Source organism: Ectothiorhodospiraceae bacterium BW-2 (genome assembly GCA_008375315.1).
Lineage (GTDB): Bacteria > Pseudomonadota > Gammaproteobacteria > Thiohalomonadales > Thiohalomonadaceae > BW-2.
The window spans coordinates 1,107,780-1,126,121 of sequence record CP032507.1 but is presented as its reverse complement, the minus strand read 5'-3'; the positions used below and the strand labels follow the sequence as shown (position 1 = coordinate 1,126,121).

18 protein-coding genes are annotated in these 18,342 nt (G+C 51.9%); all 18 read left to right on the top strand.

The genetic code is table 11. From position 1 onward, the window contains the following. The first annotated feature begins 87 nt into the window (after positions 1 to 87). The 18 genes from rpoB (at position 88) to D5085_05275 (ending at position 18,339) form a co-directional block, all read left to right on the top strand. On the top strand, positions 88 to 4,176 hold the full coding sequence (rpoB, locus tag D5085_05360) for a DNA-directed RNA polymerase subunit beta (protein QEP42612.1): 4,089 nt from the start codon (positions 88 to 90) through the stop codon (positions 4,174 to 4,176). A gap of 101 nt (positions 4,177 to 4,277) precedes the next feature. Further along, positions 4,278 to 8,507: a DNA-directed RNA polymerase subunit beta' gene (gene rpoC / locus D5085_05355; GenBank protein QEP42611.1), complete on the top strand. Its 4,230-nt coding sequence runs from the start codon at positions 4,278 to 4,280 to the stop codon at positions 8,505 to 8,507. Between the two features lie 111 nt (positions 8,508 to 8,618). Further along, positions 8,619 to 8,993 carry a 30S ribosomal protein S12 gene (locus D5085_05350; protein ID QEP42610.1) on the top strand — a complete coding sequence of 125 codons (375 nt, stop codon included), beginning with the start codon at positions 8,619 to 8,621 and terminating at the stop codon, positions 8,991 to 8,993. 25 nt (positions 8,994 to 9,018) lie between these two features. Continuing rightward, positions 9,019 to 9,489 carry a 30S ribosomal protein S7 gene (locus D5085_05345; GenBank protein QEP42609.1) on the top strand — a complete coding sequence of 157 codons (471 nt, stop codon included), beginning with the start codon at positions 9,019 to 9,021 and terminating at the stop codon, positions 9,487 to 9,489. Between the two features lie 24 nt (positions 9,490 to 9,513). Beyond that, positions 9,514 to 11,613, top strand: a complete 2,100-nt coding sequence (gene fusA, locus D5085_05340) for an elongation factor G (protein ID QEP42608.1) — start codon at positions 9,514 to 9,516, stop codon at positions 11,611 to 11,613. 36 nt (positions 11,614 to 11,649) lie between these two features. Then, positions 11,650 to 12,840, top strand: coding sequence for an elongation factor Tu (tuf, locus tag D5085_05335; GenBank protein QEP42607.1), 1,191 nt, complete (start codon positions 11,650 to 11,652; stop codon positions 12,838 to 12,840). A gap of 7 nt (positions 12,841 to 12,847) precedes the next feature. Next, positions 12,848 to 13,159: a 30S ribosomal protein S10 gene (locus D5085_05330; protein ID QEP42606.1), complete on the top strand. Its 312-nt coding sequence runs from the start codon at positions 12,848 to 12,850 to the stop codon at positions 13,157 to 13,159. 67 nt (positions 13,160 to 13,226) lie between these two features. Beyond that, the gene (locus D5085_05325) at positions 13,227 to 13,868 is read left to right on the top strand and encodes a 50S ribosomal protein L3 (GenBank protein QEP42605.1); all 642 of its coding nucleotides are present in this window, start codon (positions 13,227 to 13,229) and stop codon (positions 13,866 to 13,868) included. 12 nt (positions 13,869 to 13,880) lie between these two features. Further along, entirely contained in the window at positions 13,881 to 14,498 is a 618-nt protein-coding gene (locus D5085_05320; protein ID QEP42604.1) for a 50S ribosomal protein L4, read from the top strand. Next, on the top strand, positions 14,495 to 14,794 hold the full coding sequence (locus D5085_05315) for a 50S ribosomal protein L23 (GenBank protein ID QEP42603.1): 300 nt from the start codon (positions 14,495 to 14,497) through the stop codon (positions 14,792 to 14,794). Before D5085_05320 ends, D5085_05315 begins: the two co-directional genes overlap by 4 nt. Before the next feature lie 16 nt (positions 14,795 to 14,810). After that, positions 14,811 to 15,638, top strand: a complete 828-nt coding sequence (locus tag D5085_05310; protein QEP42602.1) for a 50S ribosomal protein L2 — start codon at positions 14,811 to 14,813, stop codon at positions 15,636 to 15,638. 16 nt (positions 15,639 to 15,654) lie between these two features. Then, positions 15,655 to 15,933 carry a 30S ribosomal protein S19 gene (locus D5085_05305; protein ID QEP42601.1) on the top strand — a complete coding sequence of 93 codons (279 nt, stop codon included), beginning with the start codon at positions 15,655 to 15,657 and terminating at the stop codon, positions 15,931 to 15,933. A gap of 7 nt (positions 15,934 to 15,940) precedes the next feature. Next, positions 15,941 to 16,276, top strand: a complete 336-nt coding sequence (locus D5085_05300) for a 50S ribosomal protein L22 (protein QEP45063.1) — start codon at positions 15,941 to 15,943, stop codon at positions 16,274 to 16,276. Positions 16,277 to 16,286: 10 nt separating this feature from the next. Beyond that, positions 16,287 to 16,958, top strand: coding sequence for a 30S ribosomal protein S3 (locus D5085_05295; GenBank protein ID QEP42600.1), 672 nt, complete (start codon positions 16,287 to 16,289; stop codon positions 16,956 to 16,958). An 11-nt stretch (positions 16,959 to 16,969) separates the two neighbouring features. Beyond that, on the top strand, positions 16,970 to 17,383 hold the full coding sequence (locus D5085_05290) for a 50S ribosomal protein L16 (GenBank protein QEP42599.1): 414 nt from the start codon (positions 16,970 to 16,972) through the stop codon (positions 17,381 to 17,383). Continuing rightward, positions 17,383 to 17,571, top strand: coding sequence for a 50S ribosomal protein L29 (locus tag D5085_05285; GenBank protein QEP42598.1), 189 nt, complete (start codon positions 17,383 to 17,385; stop codon positions 17,569 to 17,571). The genes D5085_05290 and D5085_05285 overlap by 1 nt, the downstream gene beginning before the upstream one ends. Continuing rightward, the gene (gene rpsQ, locus D5085_05280) at positions 17,568 to 17,828 is read left to right on the top strand and encodes a 30S ribosomal protein S17 (protein ID QEP42597.1); all 261 of its coding nucleotides are present in this window, start codon (positions 17,568 to 17,570) and stop codon (positions 17,826 to 17,828) included. The genes D5085_05285 and rpsQ overlap by 4 nt, the downstream gene beginning before the upstream one ends. 142 nt (positions 17,829 to 17,970) lie before the next feature. Beyond that, positions 17,971 to 18,339: a 50S ribosomal protein L14 gene (locus D5085_05275; protein QEP42596.1), complete on the top strand. Its 369-nt coding sequence runs from the start codon at positions 17,971 to 17,973 to the stop codon at positions 18,337 to 18,339. Positions 18,340 to 18,342 lie beyond the last annotated feature (3 nt).

Sequence of the window (18,342 nt, the reverse complement as noted above, 5' to 3'; positions counted from 1 at the left end):
TTGCTGAAAAAAGCCACTGTTTGAGGGACGCTGTGAGGCGATTCAAAAGATTGGCGCACGCTTTAGGGGTATTACAGAGGAAAACTGATGGCCTATTCGTACACAGAGAAAAAACGTATTCGTAAAGATTTCGGCAAGCGTCCAGGAATTTTGGATGTCCCCTATCTGCTCTCCACTCAGCTAGAGTCATACCGAAAGTTCATGGCGCTCGATGCCGATAGCGAGGCGAGGAAAAAGACCGGTCTGCACGCCGCTTTCTCTTCGGTTTTTCCTATCGAAAGCTACTCCGGTAATGCGGCGCTGGAGTATGTCAGCTACACTCTGGGGCGTCCGGGGTTTGATGTCAATGAGTGCCGTACTCGTGGTCTAAACTACGCCGCGCCACTGCGAGTTAAGCTGCGTCTGATTATCTATGATAAAGATTCGGCCAATAAAAATGTGAAAGAGGTGCGAGATCAAGAGGTCTATATGGGGGAGCTGCCCCTAATGACCGAGAACGGCACCTTTGTGATTAATGGCACTGAGCGGGTGATTGTCTCCCAGCTCCACCGTTCGCCTGGGGTCTTTTTTGAGCACGATAAGGGTAAGACCCACTCCTCGGGTAAGCTGCTCTTTAGTGCGCGAGTGATCCCCTATCGCGGCTCTTGGCTCGACTTTGAGTTTGATCCGAAAGATTGTCTGTTTGTGCGTATCGATCGGCGGCGTAAACTGCCGGCAACCGTGCTATTACGGGCGCTTGACTACACGACCGAAGAGATTTTAGCGCGCTTTTTTGAGCAAGATGAGATTCAGCTCCAAGAGGGGGAGGGGGCGAGGATCCGTTTTGTCGCCGAGAGGATGCGGGGGGAGACCGCCCCGACCGATATTGTCGTCGATGGTGAGGTGGTGGTGGAGAAGGGGAAAAAGATGACCGCCCGCCATGTCCGGCTGCTCGATAACGCGAATATCGAATTTATCGACCTAGGGGATGAGGCGCTCATCGGTCGCGTCTTAGCGCACGATATTGTCGATGGCGAGAGTGGTGAGATTGTAGCTGCGGCTAACGATGAGCTGACCGAAGAGCTGCTGACCCGTCTGCGTGAGAGTGGGGTGAGTGACTTTAAGACGATCTTTACTAATGATCTCGATCACGGGCCGTTTATCTCCGATACGCTGCGTATCGACTCGACGACTAATAAATTAGAGGCGTTGGTTGAGATCTATCGCATGATGCGTCCAGGGGAGCCACCGACTAAAGAGGCAGCAGAGAGTCTGTTCGATGGCCTCTTCTTCGTTTTTGAGCGCTACGATCTCTCGGAAGTGGGGCGAATGAAGTTCAACCGCCGCGTTGGTCGAGAGGAGGTAGTCGGTGAGGGGACTCTCTCGAAAGAGGATATTTTGGCGGTGGTCGAGACGCTGCTCGATATTCGTAATGGTAAGGGGAGTGTCGATGATATCGATCACCTCGGTAACCGGCGGGTACGAAGTGTCGGCGAGATGGCCGAAAACCAGTTTCGTGTCGGTTTAGTGCGGGTCGAGCGGGCGGTAAAAGAGCGCTTATCGCTCGCCGAGAGCGAAAATCTGATGCCACAAGAGCTGATTAATGCTAAACCGGTCTCGGCGGCGATTAAGGAGTTTTTCGGCTCTAGCCAGCTATCGCAGTTTATGGATCAAAATAATCCGCTCTCTGAAATTACCCATAAGCGACGGATTTCGGCGCTAGGCCCGGGGGGGCTGACTCGGGAGCGGGCTGGATTTGAGGTGCGCGATGTCCACCCGACCCACTACGGTCGTGTCTGTCCGATTGAGACCCCTGAGGGGCCAAATATCGGTCTAATTAACTCACTGGCGGTCTATGCTCGTACTAATAATTATGGGTTTTTAGAGACCCCTTATCGTAAAGTCGTCGATGGGCAGGTGACCGATGAGATCGACTATCTTTCAGCGATCAATGAAAACGAGTTTGTCATCGCTCAGGCCAATGTGGCGGTCGATAGCGAAGGGCGCTTGACCGATGATCTAGTCTCCTGTCGTCACCAGAACGAGTTTACCCTCAAACCGAAGCTGGAGGTCGATTATGTCGATGTCTCGCCGAAGCAGATTGTCTCGGTAGCTGCCTCACTGATCCCGTTTTTGGAGCACGATGATGCGAACCGAGCGCTAATGGGGTCGAATATGCAGCGCCAAGCGGTACCGACTCTGCGGGCCGATAAGCCGCTGGTAGGCACTGGCATGGAGCGAACTGTGGCCATCGACTCTGGGGTGACGGTCGTGGCTCGTCGTGGTGGGGTGGTTGACTCGGTCGATTCGGGCCGAATTGTGATTCGGGTCAATGATGAGGAGACCGAAGCGGGGGAACCTGGGGTCGATATCTATACCCTGATTAAATATACCCGTTCGAATCAGAATACCTGTATTAATCAGCGGCCACTGGTCAAACCGGGAGATGTGATTGCCCGAGGCGACTGTCTGGCCGATGGCCCTTCGACCGATATGGGCGAGCTCGCGCTCGGGCAGAATATGCGGGTCGCCTTTATGCCGTGGAACGGCTATAACTTTGAGGACTCTATTCTTATCTCTGAACGGGTGGTACAGGAGGATCGCTTTACCACTATCCATATTGAGGAGCTCACCTGTATTGCTCGCGATACCAAATTAGGACCAGAGGAGATTACTGCCGACATCCCTAATGTTAGCGAGAGCGCTTTAGGTAAACTCGATGAGTCGGGGATTGTCTATGTCGGGGCGGAGGTGAAGCCGGGCGATATTCTGGTCGGTAAGGTGACCCCGAAGGGGGAGTCGCAGTTAACTCCAGAAGAGAAGTTATTGCGGGCCATCTTTGGTGACAAGGCCTCTGATGTTAAAGACTCTTCACTGCGAGTCTCTTCAGGCACCCAAGGCACTGTCATTGGGGTGCAGGTCTTTACCCGTGATGGGTTAGATAAAGATAAGCGAGCGCACCAAATTGAAGAGGCGGAGCTGAACGAAATTCGCAAGGATCTAAAAGATAAGCAGCGCATCATGGAGGAGGATGGCTATGGCCGTATGCGTCGGCTCCTAGTCGGTAAAAAGGCGCTAGGTGGCCCTAATCGCTTGAAGGCGGGGGATACGCTAACCGAGACCTATCTGGATGGGGTGGTTAGAGAGAAGTGGTTTGAGCTGCGCATGGAAGAGGATGAGCTCAATAGCCAGCTAGAGTCGATTAAAGTGCAACTGAGCGAACAGCGTAAAAATTTTGAGGCGCAGTTCGAAGATAAGCGCAAGAAGTTAACCCAAGGCGATGATCTAGCGCCTGGGGTGTTGAAGATGGTGAAGGTCTATCTAGCGGTACGGCGGCGGATTCAGCCTGGCGATAAGATGGCCGGTCGCCATGGTAACAAGGGGGTTATCTCTATGATCGTGCCGGTTGAAGATATGCCCTACGATGAGTTCGGTGTTCCGGTCGATGTGGTGCTAAATCCGCTAGGGGTGCCGTCGCGGATGAATGTCGGTCAGGTGCTAGAGACCCATTTAGGCTGGGCAGCGAAGGGGTTGGGAGAGAAGATAGGTCGTATGTTAGATAGTTATCAGCAGTCGCAGCAGGCGATCTCCACCTTGCGCAGCTTTTTGCATGATATCTATAACAACTGTAGCGGTAAACAGGAGCAGATCGACTCACTGAGCGATAGCGAAGTGGTGGAGCTAGCTAAGAATCTGCGCGCTGGGGTGCCGATGGCCACACCGGTCTTTGATGGCGTGGAGGAGCATGATCTGGAGTATATGCTCAAGCTCGCTGATCTGCCGGTCACGGGGCAGACGACCCTCTATGATGGCCGTTCTGGCGAAGCGTTTGAGCGACCGGTCACCGTTGGCTATATGTATATGCTGAAGTTGAACCATTTAGTCGATGACAAGATGCACGCCCGCTCTACCGGCCCCTACAGCCTAGTCACGCAGCAGCCTCTGGGGGGGAAAGCCCAGTTTGGTGGGCAGCGCTTCGGTGAGATGGAGGTGTGGGCGCTGGAGGCGTATGGGGCGACCTATACTTTGCAGGAGATGCTGACGGTTAAATCAGATGATGTCAATGGCCGTACCCGAATGTATAAAAACATTGTCGATGGTGATCACCGTATGGATGCGGGGATGCCGGAGTCGTTTAATGTACTGATTAAGGAGATTCGAGCCCTGGGGATCGATATTGAGTTGGAGGGAGAGTAGTCCCGTTTACCATAACCGTCCATGTCGTGCCGACCCTTTAGTGGGTGAGCGGCACGATAACCCGATTCATGCGATAAGTGATTTCCGAAGAGGAGAGATTAGTGAAAGACCTACTCAATTTGATAAAACAGCAGGGCCATTTAGAGGATTTTAACGCCATTCGTATCGGCTTAGCCTCCCCCGATAAGGTTCGCTCTTGGTCTTATGGCGAGGTGAAGAAGCCGGAGACGATTAACTATCGGACTTTTCGTCCCGAACGAGATGGGCTATTTTGTGCCAAGATTTTTGGTCCGGTCAAAGATTATGAGTGTCTGTGTGGTAAGTATAAGCGCTTAAAACATCGGGGGGTGATCTGTGAAAAGTGTGGCGTTGAGGTCACCCTCTCCAAAGTTCGACGGGAGCGCATGGGCCATATTGAGCTAGCCTGTCCGGTCGCGCATATCTGGTTTTTAAAGAGCCTCCCCTCTCGCATGGGGCTGCTGCTCGATATGCCGCTACGAGATATCGAACGGGTGCTCTACTTTGAAGCTTTTGTCGTGACCGAGCCGGGGATGACCAAGCTAGAGCGGGGGAAGTTGCTGACCGAAGAGGCGCACATTGAGGCGTTTGAAGAGTATGGGGATGAGTTTGAGGCCAAAATGGGGGCTGAGGCGATCTACGCTATGCTCAAGGAGATGGATCTACAGGTCGAGGCGGCCAGATTGCGCGATGAGATCCCCAATACCAACTCTGAAACCAAGCTGAAGAAGCTGACTAAGCGGCTGAAGCTAATTGAGGCCTTTTTAGAGTCGGGGAACAAACCGGAGTGGATGGTGATGACAGTGCTACCGGTACTGCCACCAGAGCTGCGCCCGCTAGTCCCCTTAGAGGGGGGGCGTTTTGCGACCTCTGATTTGAATGATCTCTACCGGCGGGTGATTAACCGTAATAACCGTCTTAAACGGCTGCTAGAGCTCAATGCCCCCGATATTATCGTCCGTAACGAGAAGCGGATGCTGCAAGAGGCGGTCGATGCTCTGTTAGATAATGGTCGGCGCGGACGGGCGATTACCGGCTCAAACAAGCGGCCGCTAAAGTCGTTAGCCGATATGATCAAGGGCAAGCAGGGCCGTTTTCGGCAAAATCTACTCGGAAAGAGGGTGGACTACTCTGGCCGGTCGGTGATCGTGGTAGGGCCGACGCTGAGACTGCATCAGTGCGGTCTGCCAAAGAAGATGGCGCTGGAGCTGTTTAAGCCGTTTATCTTCAGCAAACTGGAGCGGCGTGGCCTAGCCACCACGATTAAGGCGGCGAAAAAACTGGTTGAGCGGGAGAGTCCGGAGGTGTGGGATATTCTGGATGAGGTGATTCGTCAGCATCCTGTCATGTTGAATCGAGCACCGACGCTGCACCGTCTCGGCATTCAGGCGTTTGAGCCGCAGCTCATTGAGGGGAAAGCGATTCAGCTCCATCCGCTTGTCTGCGCCGCCTTTAACGCCGACTTCGATGGTGACCAGATGGCAGTGCATGTGCCCCTCTCACTAGAGGCCCAGCTCGAAGCTCGTAGTCTGATGATGTCAACCAATAATGTCCTCTCTCCTGCCAATGGTGATCCGATTATTGTGCCGTCACAAGATGTGGTACTCGGGCTCTACTACATGACTCGCGATAGAGTCAATGCTCGTGGGGAGGGGATGGCTTTTGCCGATATTAAAGAGGCGATTCGCGCCTACGAAAATCGCGCAGTTGAGCTCCATGCCCAAGTCAAAGTGCGTATTGTTGAGCAGCTCTATAATGACCAAGGTGAGCTAGAGGAGCATCGCTCCCTTCGCGATACCACCGTCGGCCGCTCCATGCTGTTTGAGATTATACCGCCGGGGATGCCGTTTGAGATTGTGAATAAACCGATGGTTAAAAAGGCAATTTCGGCGCTAATTAACTACGCCTATCGCCATTTAGGTCTAAAAGAGTCGGTTATTTTTGCCGATCAACTTATGTATCTGGGCTTTAGGATGGCGACTCGTGCTGGGGTGTCATTTGGGGCTAAGGATATGGTGGTGCCCTCATCAAAAGCCGATATTTTGGCTCAGGCCGATGAGGAGGTGAAAGAGATCGAGTCACAATATATTTCGGGTCTGGTGACTAACGGCGAACGCTATAACAAGGTGGTCGATATCTGGTCTCGGACTAATGATCAGGTCGCTAAGGCGATGATGGATGGTCTAGGTAAAGAGGAGGTACTTGATCGGGAGGGGAATAGCGTCAAACAGGACTCATTTAACTCTATCTTCATGATGGCTGACTCTGGTGCCCGAGGGAGTGCGGCACAGATACGGCAGTTAGCCGGTATGCGGGGGCTGATGGCTAAGCCGGATGGTTCGATTATCGAGACGCCGATTACCGCTAACTTCCTCGAAGGGCTATCGGTATTGCAGTACTTTATTTCGACTCATGGCGCCCGTAAAGGTCTGGCTGATACTGCGTTAAAAACGGCTAACTCCGGTTATCTGACTCGACGACTGGTCGATGTGGCGCAAGATCTAGTTATTGTCGAGACCGATTGTCAAACGACTCAGGGGTTAGAGATGCAGGCCCTCATTGAGGGGGGAGATGTGGTCGAACTGCTCGAAGATCGGGTACTAGGACGGGTGGTCGCCGATGATGTGATCTCTAATACGAGCGGCGAAGTGCTAATTCCACGCGGTACCCTACTCGATGAGCAGTGGGTGCAACAGATAGAGTCGATGTCGATCGATACTATCAAAGTTCGCTCACCGATTACCTGTGAGACCCGTTACGGGGTCTGCTCTGCCTGTTATGGCCGTGATCTGGCTCGGGGGCACCAAGTGAATGTGGGTGAGGCAGTGGGGGTCATTGCGGCACAGTCGATTGGCGAGCCGGGGACACAGCTAACCATGCGTACTTTCCATATCGGTGGGGCAGCCTCCCGCTCGGCGGCGATTAGTAATATTCAGAACAAAAAAGCGGGAAGTGTGCGGCTGCACAATAACAAGTCGGTTACCCACAAAGATGGCTACTCGGTGGCGGTATCGCGCTCAGGGGAGTTGGCGATTATTGATGATCAGGGGCGAGAGATCGAACGCTACAAAGTCCCCTATGGCGCACGCATTAACGCCACCGAGGGGCAGGGAGTTGAGGCTGGGACAATCTTAGCCAATTGGGATCCCCACACCCACCCGGTTATTACCGAAATCGATGGTCGGGTACAGCTATTTGAGTTTGAAGAGGGGATTACTGTCAACCGTCAGATCGATGAGATTACTGGGCTGACTTCGCTAGTGGTACTCGATCCGAAACAGCGTGGTCAGGCCGGTAAAGATAAGCGGCCGATGGTTAAACTGGTCGATGAGTCGGGGCATGATCTCAATATTCCCGGGACTGATCTGCCGGCACAATACTTCCTCCCCTCTGGGGCGATTGTATCACTCTCTGATGGTGATCAGGTCAGTGTGGGGGATGTGTTGGCCCGTATTCCGCAGGAGTCCTCTAAAACCCGTGATATTACCGGGGGTCTGCCGCGAGTGGCCGATCTATTTGAGGCTAGAAAGCCGAAAGAGTCCTCCATTTTGGCCGAAGTTAGCGGTACCGTCTCGTTTGGTAAGGAGACTAAGGGGAAACAGCGACTGGTGATAACCCCGCCAGAGGGGGAGCACTACGAGGAGTTGATCCCTAAATGGCGACACATTAATGTGTTTGAGGGGGAGCATGTCGGCAAGGGGGAGGTCATTGTCGATGGCGAACTCAATCCGCACGATATTCTGCGACTACAGGGAATTGTAGAGCTAGCCCGCTATATCGTTAATGAAGTGCAAGATGTCTATCGTCTGCAAGGGGTAAAGATTAACGATAAGCATATTGAAGTTATTGTGCGGCAGATGCTGCGCAAGTGTGAAATTATGGAGGGCGGTGATACGCCGTTCCTTAAGGGAGAGCAGGTCGAATACGCCGCTGTGCTTGATGAGAACGAAAAGGCGCAGCTAAATAACAAAATGCCAGCCCGTTATGAGAGGCTACTGCTCGGGATTACTAAGGCGTCACTCGCTACCGAGTCGTTTATCTCTGCCGCCTCATTCCAAGAGACAACTCGTGTCTTAACCGATGCGGCGGTGACCGGTAAACGAGACGATCTACGGGGCCTAAAAGAGAATGTGATTGTGGGCCGATTAATTCCAGCCGGTACCGGTCTAGCCTACCACTCGGAGCGGAAAAAACGGTTCGAAGATGTCTTTAATGACGAGATGGACGCGGCTAATAGAGCCAACGCCACTCTTGAAGCTAGGAGGGAGTCGCAGCGAGAGAGCCTTCTGAAGGCACCGACTAGTGAGTCGTGACTAATCAGCACTTGACATTTAGTGGAGGCGGCACTAAAATTCCGCCTCTTTTTTGCACGGGTCGGCTAGCCGGCCTGTTGTGTTATATGACGCCGGAGATTTAGAGAGGATATGGCAACAATCAATCAGCTTGTTCGTAAACCGCGAGTTTCGAAAAGAGCCAAAAGTAATGTGCCCGCACTGGAGGCTTGTCCCCAACGGCGCGGTGTATGTACTAGGGTCTATACCACTACCCCGAAAAAGCCGAACTCGGCTCTGCGTAAGGTAGCTCGTGTTCGCTTGACCAACGGTTTTGAAGTGACCAGTTATATCGGGGGGGAGGGGCACAACCTGCAGGAGCACTCAGTCGTGCTGATTCGCGGGGGGCGTGTTAAGGACTTGCCGGGCGTGCGTTACCATACCGTTCGCGGTTCGCTTGATACTGCCGGTGTAAACGACAGAAAGCAGGGTCGTTCCAAATACGGCACCAAGCGTCCTAAATCATAATCGTTAACAACACGAGTTTAATCCTATGGCCAGAAGAAGAGTAGCGGCCAAGCGTGAAGTATTGCCCGATCCTAAGTACGGTAATCGCACCTTGTCCAAATTTATGAATATTGTTATGTACGACGGTAAAAAGTCGGTCGCTGAGCGCATCGTCTATGGCGCACTCGATCAGATCGCTACCAAAAACAAGGGCGAGCCACTGCAAGTGTTTGAGCAGGCGCTAGAGAACATCCGTCCGATAGTCGAGGTTAAGTCGCGTCGGGTTGGTGGGGCAACCTATCAGGTGCCTGTCGAGGTGCGTGGCGAACGCGGCATGGCTCTAGCGATGCGCTGGATGGTGGATGCGGCTCGAAAACGGAGCGAAAAATCGATGGGGCTGCGGCTTGCCGGCGAAATTGTTGATGCTTTCGACAGCAAAGGTACTGCTGTGAGAAAGCGTGAAGATACGCACCGCATGGCTGAAGCTAATAAAGCATTTGCACACTATCGCTGGTAAGCGCGAACAGGTAAGGACTAGACCGTGGCACGAAAGACACCGATTAATCGCTATCGCAATGTAGGTATTATGGCCCACATTGACGCAGGCAAAACGACGACAACCGAGCGGGTGCTATTTTACACCGGCGTATCTCATAAAATTGGCGAAGTTCACGATGGGGCTGCCACCATGGACTGGATGGAGCAGGAGCAGGAGCGAGGGATTACTATCACCTCTGCGGCGACGACCTGTTTCTGGCAGGGGATGGATCAGCAGTTTGAGCAGCATCGCATCAATATCATCGATACGCCAGGACATGTTGACTTCACCATTGAAGTTGAGCGCTCCTTGCGGGTGCTTGATGGCGCTTGTGCGGTCTTTTGTGCCGTAGGGGGGGTTGAGCCGCAGTCTGAAACTGTCTGGCGTCAAGCGAACAAATACCATGTGCCCCGTATCGCATTTGTCAATAAGATGGATCGATCTGGGGCCGACTTTTTGCGCGTGGTGCGACAGATTAGGGAGCGTCTAGGCGCGAATGCAGTGCCGATCCAGCTCAATATCGGGGCTGAAGAGAACTTTAAGGGGGTTATCGATCTAGTCCGAATGAAGGCGATCTACTGGAATGAAGAGGATCGCGGCATGACATACGAGGCGCGTGAGATTCCGGACGATCTGGCCGATAAGGCTCAAGAACTGCATGAGGCGATGGTTGAATCCGCCGCAGAGGCGAACGAAGAGTTGATGGAGAAGTATCTCGACAGTGGCGAGCTCTCTGAAGAGGAGATTCGCCAAGGGTTGCGGATTCAGACGCTCAACAACGAGATTGTACCGGTCATGTGCGGCTCTGCCTTTAAAAACAAAGGCGTGCAGGCGATGTTAGACTCAGTAGTCTATTATATGCCTAGTCCGGTAGATGTTCCGGCTATCCAAGGCGTGCTAGATGATAAAAATGAGACGGTAGCCGAGCGACACTCCTCAGACGAAGAGCCGTTTGCGGCACTGGCCTTTAAGATAGCAACGGATCCCTATGTGGGGACTCTCACCTTTTTCCGTGTCTATTCTGGGGTAATTAACTCGGGTGATTCGGTACTTAATCCGGTTAAAGGCAAGAGAGAGCGTATCGGTCGTATTTTGCAGATGCACGCTAATTCGCGTGAAGAGATTAAAGAGGTGCGTGCCGGTGATATTGCGGCAGCGGTAGGCCTGAAAGATGTGACCACGGGGGATACACTCTGTGCTCAGAGCGATGTCATTACTCTGGAGCGGATGGAGTTTCCTGAGCCGGTTATCTCGGTCGCTATTGAGCCGAAGACCAAGGCTGACCAAGAGAAGATGGGGATTGCGCTCTCAAAGCTAGCGCAAGAGGATCCCTCCTTTAGAGTCCATACTGATGAGGAGTCGGGGCAGACCATTATCTCCGGAATGGGAGAGCTGCACCTAGAGATCATCGTTGATAGGATGCGGCGCGAGTTTAAAGTGGAAGCCAATGTGGGTGCCCCCCAAGTGGCCTATCGTGAAGGCATTCGCAATCGAGTCGAAGTTGAGGGTAAGTTTGTGCGTCAGTCGGGCGGTCGTGGTCAGTATGGCCATGTCTGGCTGCGTATCGAGCCTCAGCCACAGGGAGAGGGTTACGCCTTTGAAAACGCCATTGTTGGTGGTGTGGTCCCTAGAGAGTATATCCCTGCTGTCGATAAGGGGGTTCAGGAGCAGATGGCAAACGGCGTACTGGCCGGTTATCCGCTCGAAGATCTGAAAGTCACCCTCTATGATGGCTCATATCACGATGTCGATTCTAACGAGCTAGCGTTTAAAATTGCCGGCTCTATGGCCCTAAAAGAGGGGGCAAAGAAGGCGGGAGTCTATCTGCTAGAGCCGATTATGAAGGTGGAGGTGGTCACTCCTGAAGACTATATGGGCGATGTGATGGGCGATCTTAATCGTCGTCGTGGTATCGTTCAAGGGATGGATGATGGGGTCAGTGGTAAGATTATTCGTGCCGAGGTGCCGCTAGCCGAGATGTTCGGCTATGCCACCGATCTGCGTTCAGCAACCCAAGGTCGGGCGACCTACTCCATGGAGTTTGCTAAGTATGCCGAAGCACCAGCTAGTGTAGCTGATGCCGTGGTCAAAAAATCGTCATAATTTCCTGATTGAAAATTTGTAGAGGTTTGATGAAAGATGTCTAAGGAAAAGTTTGAAAGAACCAAACCCCATGTCAATGTGGGTACTATTGGCCATGTTGACCACGGTAAAACGACGCTGACAGCAGCGATTACCAAGGTGATGTCGGAGAAGTTCGGCGGCGAATTCAAAGACTACGCCAATATCGATAGCGCACCAGAAGAGCGTGCTCGCGGTATCACGATTGCCACCGCCCATGTGGAGTATCAGTCAGAGGCGCGTCACTACGCGCACGTTGACTGCCCGGGGCACGCCGACTATGTCAAGAACATGATTACCGGTGCGGCACAGATGGATGGAGCGATTCTAGTGGTATCGGCCGCTGATGGCCCGATGCCACAGACCCGTGAGCATATCCTGCTCTCACGCCAAGTTGGTGTGCCCTACATCTTGGTCTATATGAACAAAGCCGACCAGGTCGATGACGCCGAGCTATTAGAGCTAGTTGAGATGGAGATTCGCGAGCTACTTGATAGCTACGAGTTTCCTGGGGATGATACCCCGATTGTCACCGGCTCGGCCCTAAAAGCTCTTGAAGGGGATACCTCTGAAATTGGTATTCCCTCGATCGAAAAGCTAGTTGCAGCAATGGATGACTACATCCCTGAACCGGAGCGGGCCGTTGATGGGGCGTTCATTATGCCGATTGAGGATGTCTTCTCGATCTCTGGTCGCGGTACCGTGGTCACCGGCCGGATTGAGCGCGGCATTATCAAAGTGGGTGAAGAGGTGGCGATTGTCGGTATTCGTGACACCACCAAAACCACCGTCACCGGGGTGGAGATGTTCCGCAAACTGCTCGATCAGGGTCAGGCGGGGGATAATGTTGGGGTGCTGCTGCGTGGAACTAAGCGGGAGGATGTCGAGCGGGGTCAGGTGCTAGCTAAACCGGGGAGCATTACTCCACACACCAAATTTGAAGCGGAAGTCTATGTGTTAAGCAAAGAGGAGGGGGGACGACACACCCCATTCTTTAACGGCTATCGTCCGCAGTTCTACTTCCGTACGACCGATGTGACCGGTGCCTGCGACCTACCTGAAGGGGTCGAGATGGTGATGCCGGGGGATAATGTCGGCCTGACGGTTAGTCTCATCGCCCCAATCGCGATGGAGGAGGGGCTACGCTTTGCGATTCGCGAAGGTGGCCGTACCGTCGGTGCTGGGGTTGTTTCGAAAATTATAGAGTAAAAGGACCATGACTAACCAACAGATTCGTATTCGCTTAAAGTCGTTTGATCATCGACTTATTGATCAGTCCGCGCGTGAAATCGTCGAGACAGCAAAACGGACCGGCGCTCATGTCAAAGGGCCAGTGCCGCTGCCGACTAAAAAGGAGCGTTTTACTGTCCTAATTTCACCGCATGTCAATAAAGATGCGCGAGATCAATATGAGCTGCGTACGCATAAGCGGCTGATGGATATTATCGACCCGACCGACAAGACAGTTGATGCTCTGATGAAGCTCGATCTTGCTGCCGGTGTTGATGTCCAAATTAAACTAAACTAACTTTTTAATTGTTGAGCGCCGGTCAATCGTAACCGGCGCTGCAAAGTCTAATAAGGGTATTACAGTTATGACTATAGGTGTAGTCGGTCGCAAGTGCGGCATGACCCGTATCTTTACTGAAGAGGGGGTCTCTGTGCCAGTGACTGTTATTGAAGTCGATCCTAATCGGGTGACACAGCTAAAAAATATGGTAACGGATGGCTATTGTGCCATTCAGGTGACGATTGGCAATAAGAAGCAGAGTCGGGTCAATAAGCCCGAAGCGGGCCACTTTGCTAAGGCTAATGTTGAGCCTGGCGTCGGTTTGTGGGAGTTTCGTACCACAGAGTCGGAGCTCGAAAGTTTTGAGCTAGGCAGTGAAATTACTGTTAGCCGTTTTAACGATGTGGCTAAAGTTGATGTACGCGGCACCACTATCGGTAAAGGGTTTGCCGGTGTCATTAAGCGCCACAATTTCCGTACTCAAGACGCTTCGCATGGTAACTCGCTCTCCCACCGCGCCCCGGGTTCTATCGGTCAGGCGCAGACTCCAGGACGGGTCTTCAAGGGTAAAAAGATGGCTGGCCACATGGGAAATGCGCGGCGTACCGTGCAAAATCTAGAGTTGGTTAGAGTCGATAGCGAACGAAATCTACTCTTGATTAAGGGAGCTGTTCCCGGACATGCTGGTTCGAATGTCGTCATTACGCCGGCATTAAAGGCTAAATAGGGAGGATAGAAGATGCAGATAGAGTTAAAATCCCTAGATGGTACCAGTGCAGCGATGGTGGAGCTGTCGGCGGCTGTTTTTGAACGCGACTTTAATGAACCCCTAATCCATCAGGTTGTAACGGCCTATCTTGCGGGGGCTAGACAGGGAACTAAGGCGCAAAAAAACCGTTCAGCGGTGAGTGGCGGTGGTAGTAAACCTTGGCGTCAAAAAGGGACAGGACGTGCCCGTTCGGGGACTATTCGTAGTCCCATTTGGCGTGGGGGCGGCAAGACATTTGCTGCGACAAATCGCGACCATAGCCAAAAGGTTAATCGTAAAATGTACCGCGCTGCTATGTGTTCCATTCTGTCGGAACTGGTGCGTCAAGAGCGCTTGATTGTGGTAGAGGATATCAACCTAGCTGAGCCGAAGACCAAGCTGCTGTTAGAGCAGATAGCTGGCCTAAATTTAAGCCTTGCGCTCATCGTCAATCACGAAGTCTCTCCTAACCTCTACCTCTCGGCGCGCAATCTGCCCCATATCGCTGTTTGCGATACCGTTGCCGTTAATCCGGTCGATCTGGTCGGTTATGAGCAGGTGGTGATGACAACAGCAGCTGTTAAGGCGATTGAGGAGAAGTTGGCATGAGAGAGCAGCGATTAATGCAGGTTTTGTTGGCACCCCATATTACCGAAAAGAGTATGTTGGTGGCCGACTCGGGTAATCAGTACACCTTCAAAGTGGTTCGCAATGCGACTAAAGTAGAGATTAAACAGGCGGTCGAGCTGATGTTTAATGTGCAGGTGGCGAAGGTGAGTGTGGTTAATATCAAGGGGAAGACCAAGCGCATGGGTACGCGCTATGGCAAGCGCAGCGATATTCGCAAAGCGTATGTTCGCCTTGAAGCCGGACAGGAAATTGAGTTTTCCAGCGCGGTAGAGTAGGCAGAGGATTGAAGTTATGGCAGTAGTAAAATCTAAACCGACCTCCGCTGGGCGTCGTTTTGTTGTTCGCTCGGCTAAAAACGAGCTGCATAAAGGGGCTCCCTATGCCCCTCTGGTCAGCAGCAAAAGCCGTTCTGGCGGTCGTAATAATAATGGTCGTATTACCGTTCGTCACCGTGGTGGTGGTCACAAACAGCACTATCGCATAGTCGATTTTAAACGCGATAAGGATGGCGTTTTGGGTGTTGTCGAGCGGCTAGAGTACGATCCAAATCGTAGCGCCCATATCGCGCTCATTAAGTATCTTGATGGCGAACGGCGTTACATTATCGCCCCTAAGGGGGTTATTGTGGGAACTGAAATTGTCTCTGGGGTGGATGCCCCTATCAAAAGTGGTAACACCTTGCAGCTACGTAATATTCCGGTGGGTTCTATTATCCACTGCGTCGAGATGAAGCCGGGTAAAGGGGCGCAGTTAGGCCGTAGCGCCGGTGCTGCAATACAGTTTGTGGCTCGCGATGGTGCTCACGCTACACTGAGACTCCGATCAGGTGAGATGCGCAAAGTGCCCGTTGAGTGTCGTGCAACCTTAGGTGAAGTGGCTAATAGTGAGCATAGTTTGAAAAAACTAGGCAAGGCGGGAGCCAAACGCTGGAAAGGTATCCGTCCTACTGTGCGTGGAGTGGCGATGAACCCAGTCGATCACCCTCACGGAGGGGGTGAAGGTAGAACTTCCGGTGGTCGTCATCCAGTGACGCCATGGGGTGTGCCTACTAAGGGGTATAAAACACGCAAAAACAAGCGTACTGACCATCTGATTGTCAGACGCCGTAAGTCGAAATAGAGCAGGGTAGTAGAAGATGCCACGATCCGTAAAAAAAGGACCATTTGTCGATCACCATCTATTAAAGAAGGTGAAAGAAGCTGTAGAGAGCAATAACCGTCGTCCAGTTAAAACTTGGTCACGCCGTTCAATGATTATTCCCGATATGGTAGGGCTAACACTGGCCGTCCATAATGGGCGTCAACATGTGCCGGTATTAATCAATGAGAATATGATTGGCCACAAGTTAGGTGAGTTCGCCCCAACTCGAACCTACCGGGGACACGCTGCCGATAAAAAGGCGAAAAAGAGGTAAATAGATGATGGGTACGACTGCAAAGTTGAGTTATGCACGCATTTCGCCGCAAAAGTGTCGCTTAGTTGCCGATCAGGTGCGGGGATTGCATGTTGAGAAGGCGCTTGATGTGCTGACATTTAGCAATAAAAAGGCGGCTGTGTTGATTAAGAAGCTGCTTGAGTCGGCTGTTGCTAATGCGGAACAGAATGATGGTGCCGATATTGATGAGTTAATGATTAGCCGTATCGCGGTAGATCAGGGGCCGGTACTGAAACGGATGCGAGCTCGGGCTAAAGGTCGTGGTAATCGCATTATCAAACGCACCAGTCATGTCACTATTGAAGTGACAGAGCAGAGTTAGGAGTAATTGAATGGGACAAAAAGTACATCCAACTGGCATTCGTCTCGGTATTGTCAAGGACTGGAGTTCAAAGTGGTATGCCGATAGCAAGCAATTTCCGCGCCTACTGAACAATGATCTTCAAGTGCGTGATTATCTCCGTAAGGAGCTATCACAGGCATCGGTAAGTCGAGTCTTAATCGAACGCCCAGCACGAAACGCCAAAATCACCATCTATACCGCTCGTCCGGGGTTGGTTATTGGTAAAAAAGGGGAAGATATTGAGCGGCTGCGCAGCGCTGTGGCGAAAATGATGGGTATTCCGGTACACATCAATATTGAAGAGGTTCGCAAGCCGGAGCTTGATGCGACCTTAGTTGCAGAGAATATTGCCCAGCAGTTAGAGAAGCGGGTGATGTTTCGTCGAGCGATGAAACGAGCCGTCAGTAACGCCATTCGCTTAGGTGCTGAAGGGGTTAAAATTAATGTCGGTGGCCGTCTAAATGGTGCAGAAATTGCCCGCAACGAGTGGTATCGTGAGGGTCGAGTTCCCCTACATACCCTGCGTGCCGATATCGATTATGGTGTGGCCGAAGCGAAGACTACCTACGGCATTATCGGTGTCAAGGTCTGGATTTTTAAAGGCGAAGTCTTTCATCAGGATGGTGTTGCCCAGGCTGCGGAAGCGGCCAAAGCGGGTTAAGGAGTTGAGTGATGTTACAACCAAAACGAACTAAATTTCGTAAACAGCAGAAGGGGCGTAATCGTGGTTTAGCCCAGAGCGGCAATAAGGTTAGCTTTGGTGAGTTTGGTCTAAAAGCGACAGCTCGCGGCCAGATTACCTCACGCCAAATTGAGTCTGCTCGTCGTGCTATGACCCGCTATATTAAGCGGGGGGGGAAGATCTGGATTCGCATTTTTCCCGACAAGCCGATTACCGAAAAGCCGCTTGAAGTGCGGCAGGGTAAGGGTAAAGGTAGCGTTGAGTATTGGGTAGCGCAGATCCAGCCGGGGCGAATGCTTTATGAGATGGAGGGGGTAGCTGAAGAGGTGGCTCGTGAAGCGTTCCGCCTAGCGGCGGCAAAATTGCCTGTGAGTACAACCTTTGTGAATCGGACGATATTGTGATGAAAGCAGCAGAGTTACGAACTAAAAATATTGATGAATTAAACGATGAGATTAAATCCCTGTTGCGGGAGCAGTTTAATTTGCGTATGCAGCGTGGGGTAGGTCAGCTAAAGCAGGTGCATCGTTTTAGCGAGATTCGTCGTTCCATTGCAAGAATTAAAACTGTATTAAATGAGAAGTCCAAATGAGTGAGACACAAGGCAATATCCGCACAGTGACAGGTAAAGTCATCAGCAATAAAATGGATCGCACGATTACGGTGCTCATTGAGCGCAAAGTCAAGCATCCTTTGTACGGCAAGTTTATCCGTCGTTCTACTAAATTACACGCTCATGATCAGGATAATATCTGCAATATGGGAGATATTGTGACCATTCAGGAGTGTCGTCCTATCTCTAAAAGTAAGAGCTGGCGTTTAGTTGATGTGGTCGAACGAGCTAGTTAAGCCGCTGGTTATTTAATATCTACCCCCTGAACTAGGGGGAGAGTTCCCAAGTAAATAGTGCTTGGGATTTGTGCTATTTAGTGATATTATCTTGCGCCCTTGTCAGCAGGGCGCTTATTTTTTGTTTTGAGGAGATAGAACCATGATTCAGATGCAGACTCGGCTAAGTGTGGCCGATAACAGCGGTGCTAGGGTAGTGCAGTGCATAAAGGTGCTGGGCGGCTCGCATCGTCGTTATGCCGGGATTGGCGATATCATCAAAGTGAGCGTGAAAGAGGCGATTCCTCGTGGCAAGGTCAAGAAGGGCGATGTCTATAATGCGGTTGTTGTCAGAACACGCAAAGGGGTTCGTCGCGGAGATGGTTCTCTTATCCGCTTTGATGGCAATGCGGCAGTGATTCTGAATAATCAGCATCAGCCTATCGGTACCCGTATTTTTGGTCCGGTTACCCGCGAGTTACGCAGTGAGAAATTTATGAAGATCATCTCGCTAGCTCCTGAAGTTCTGTAATCT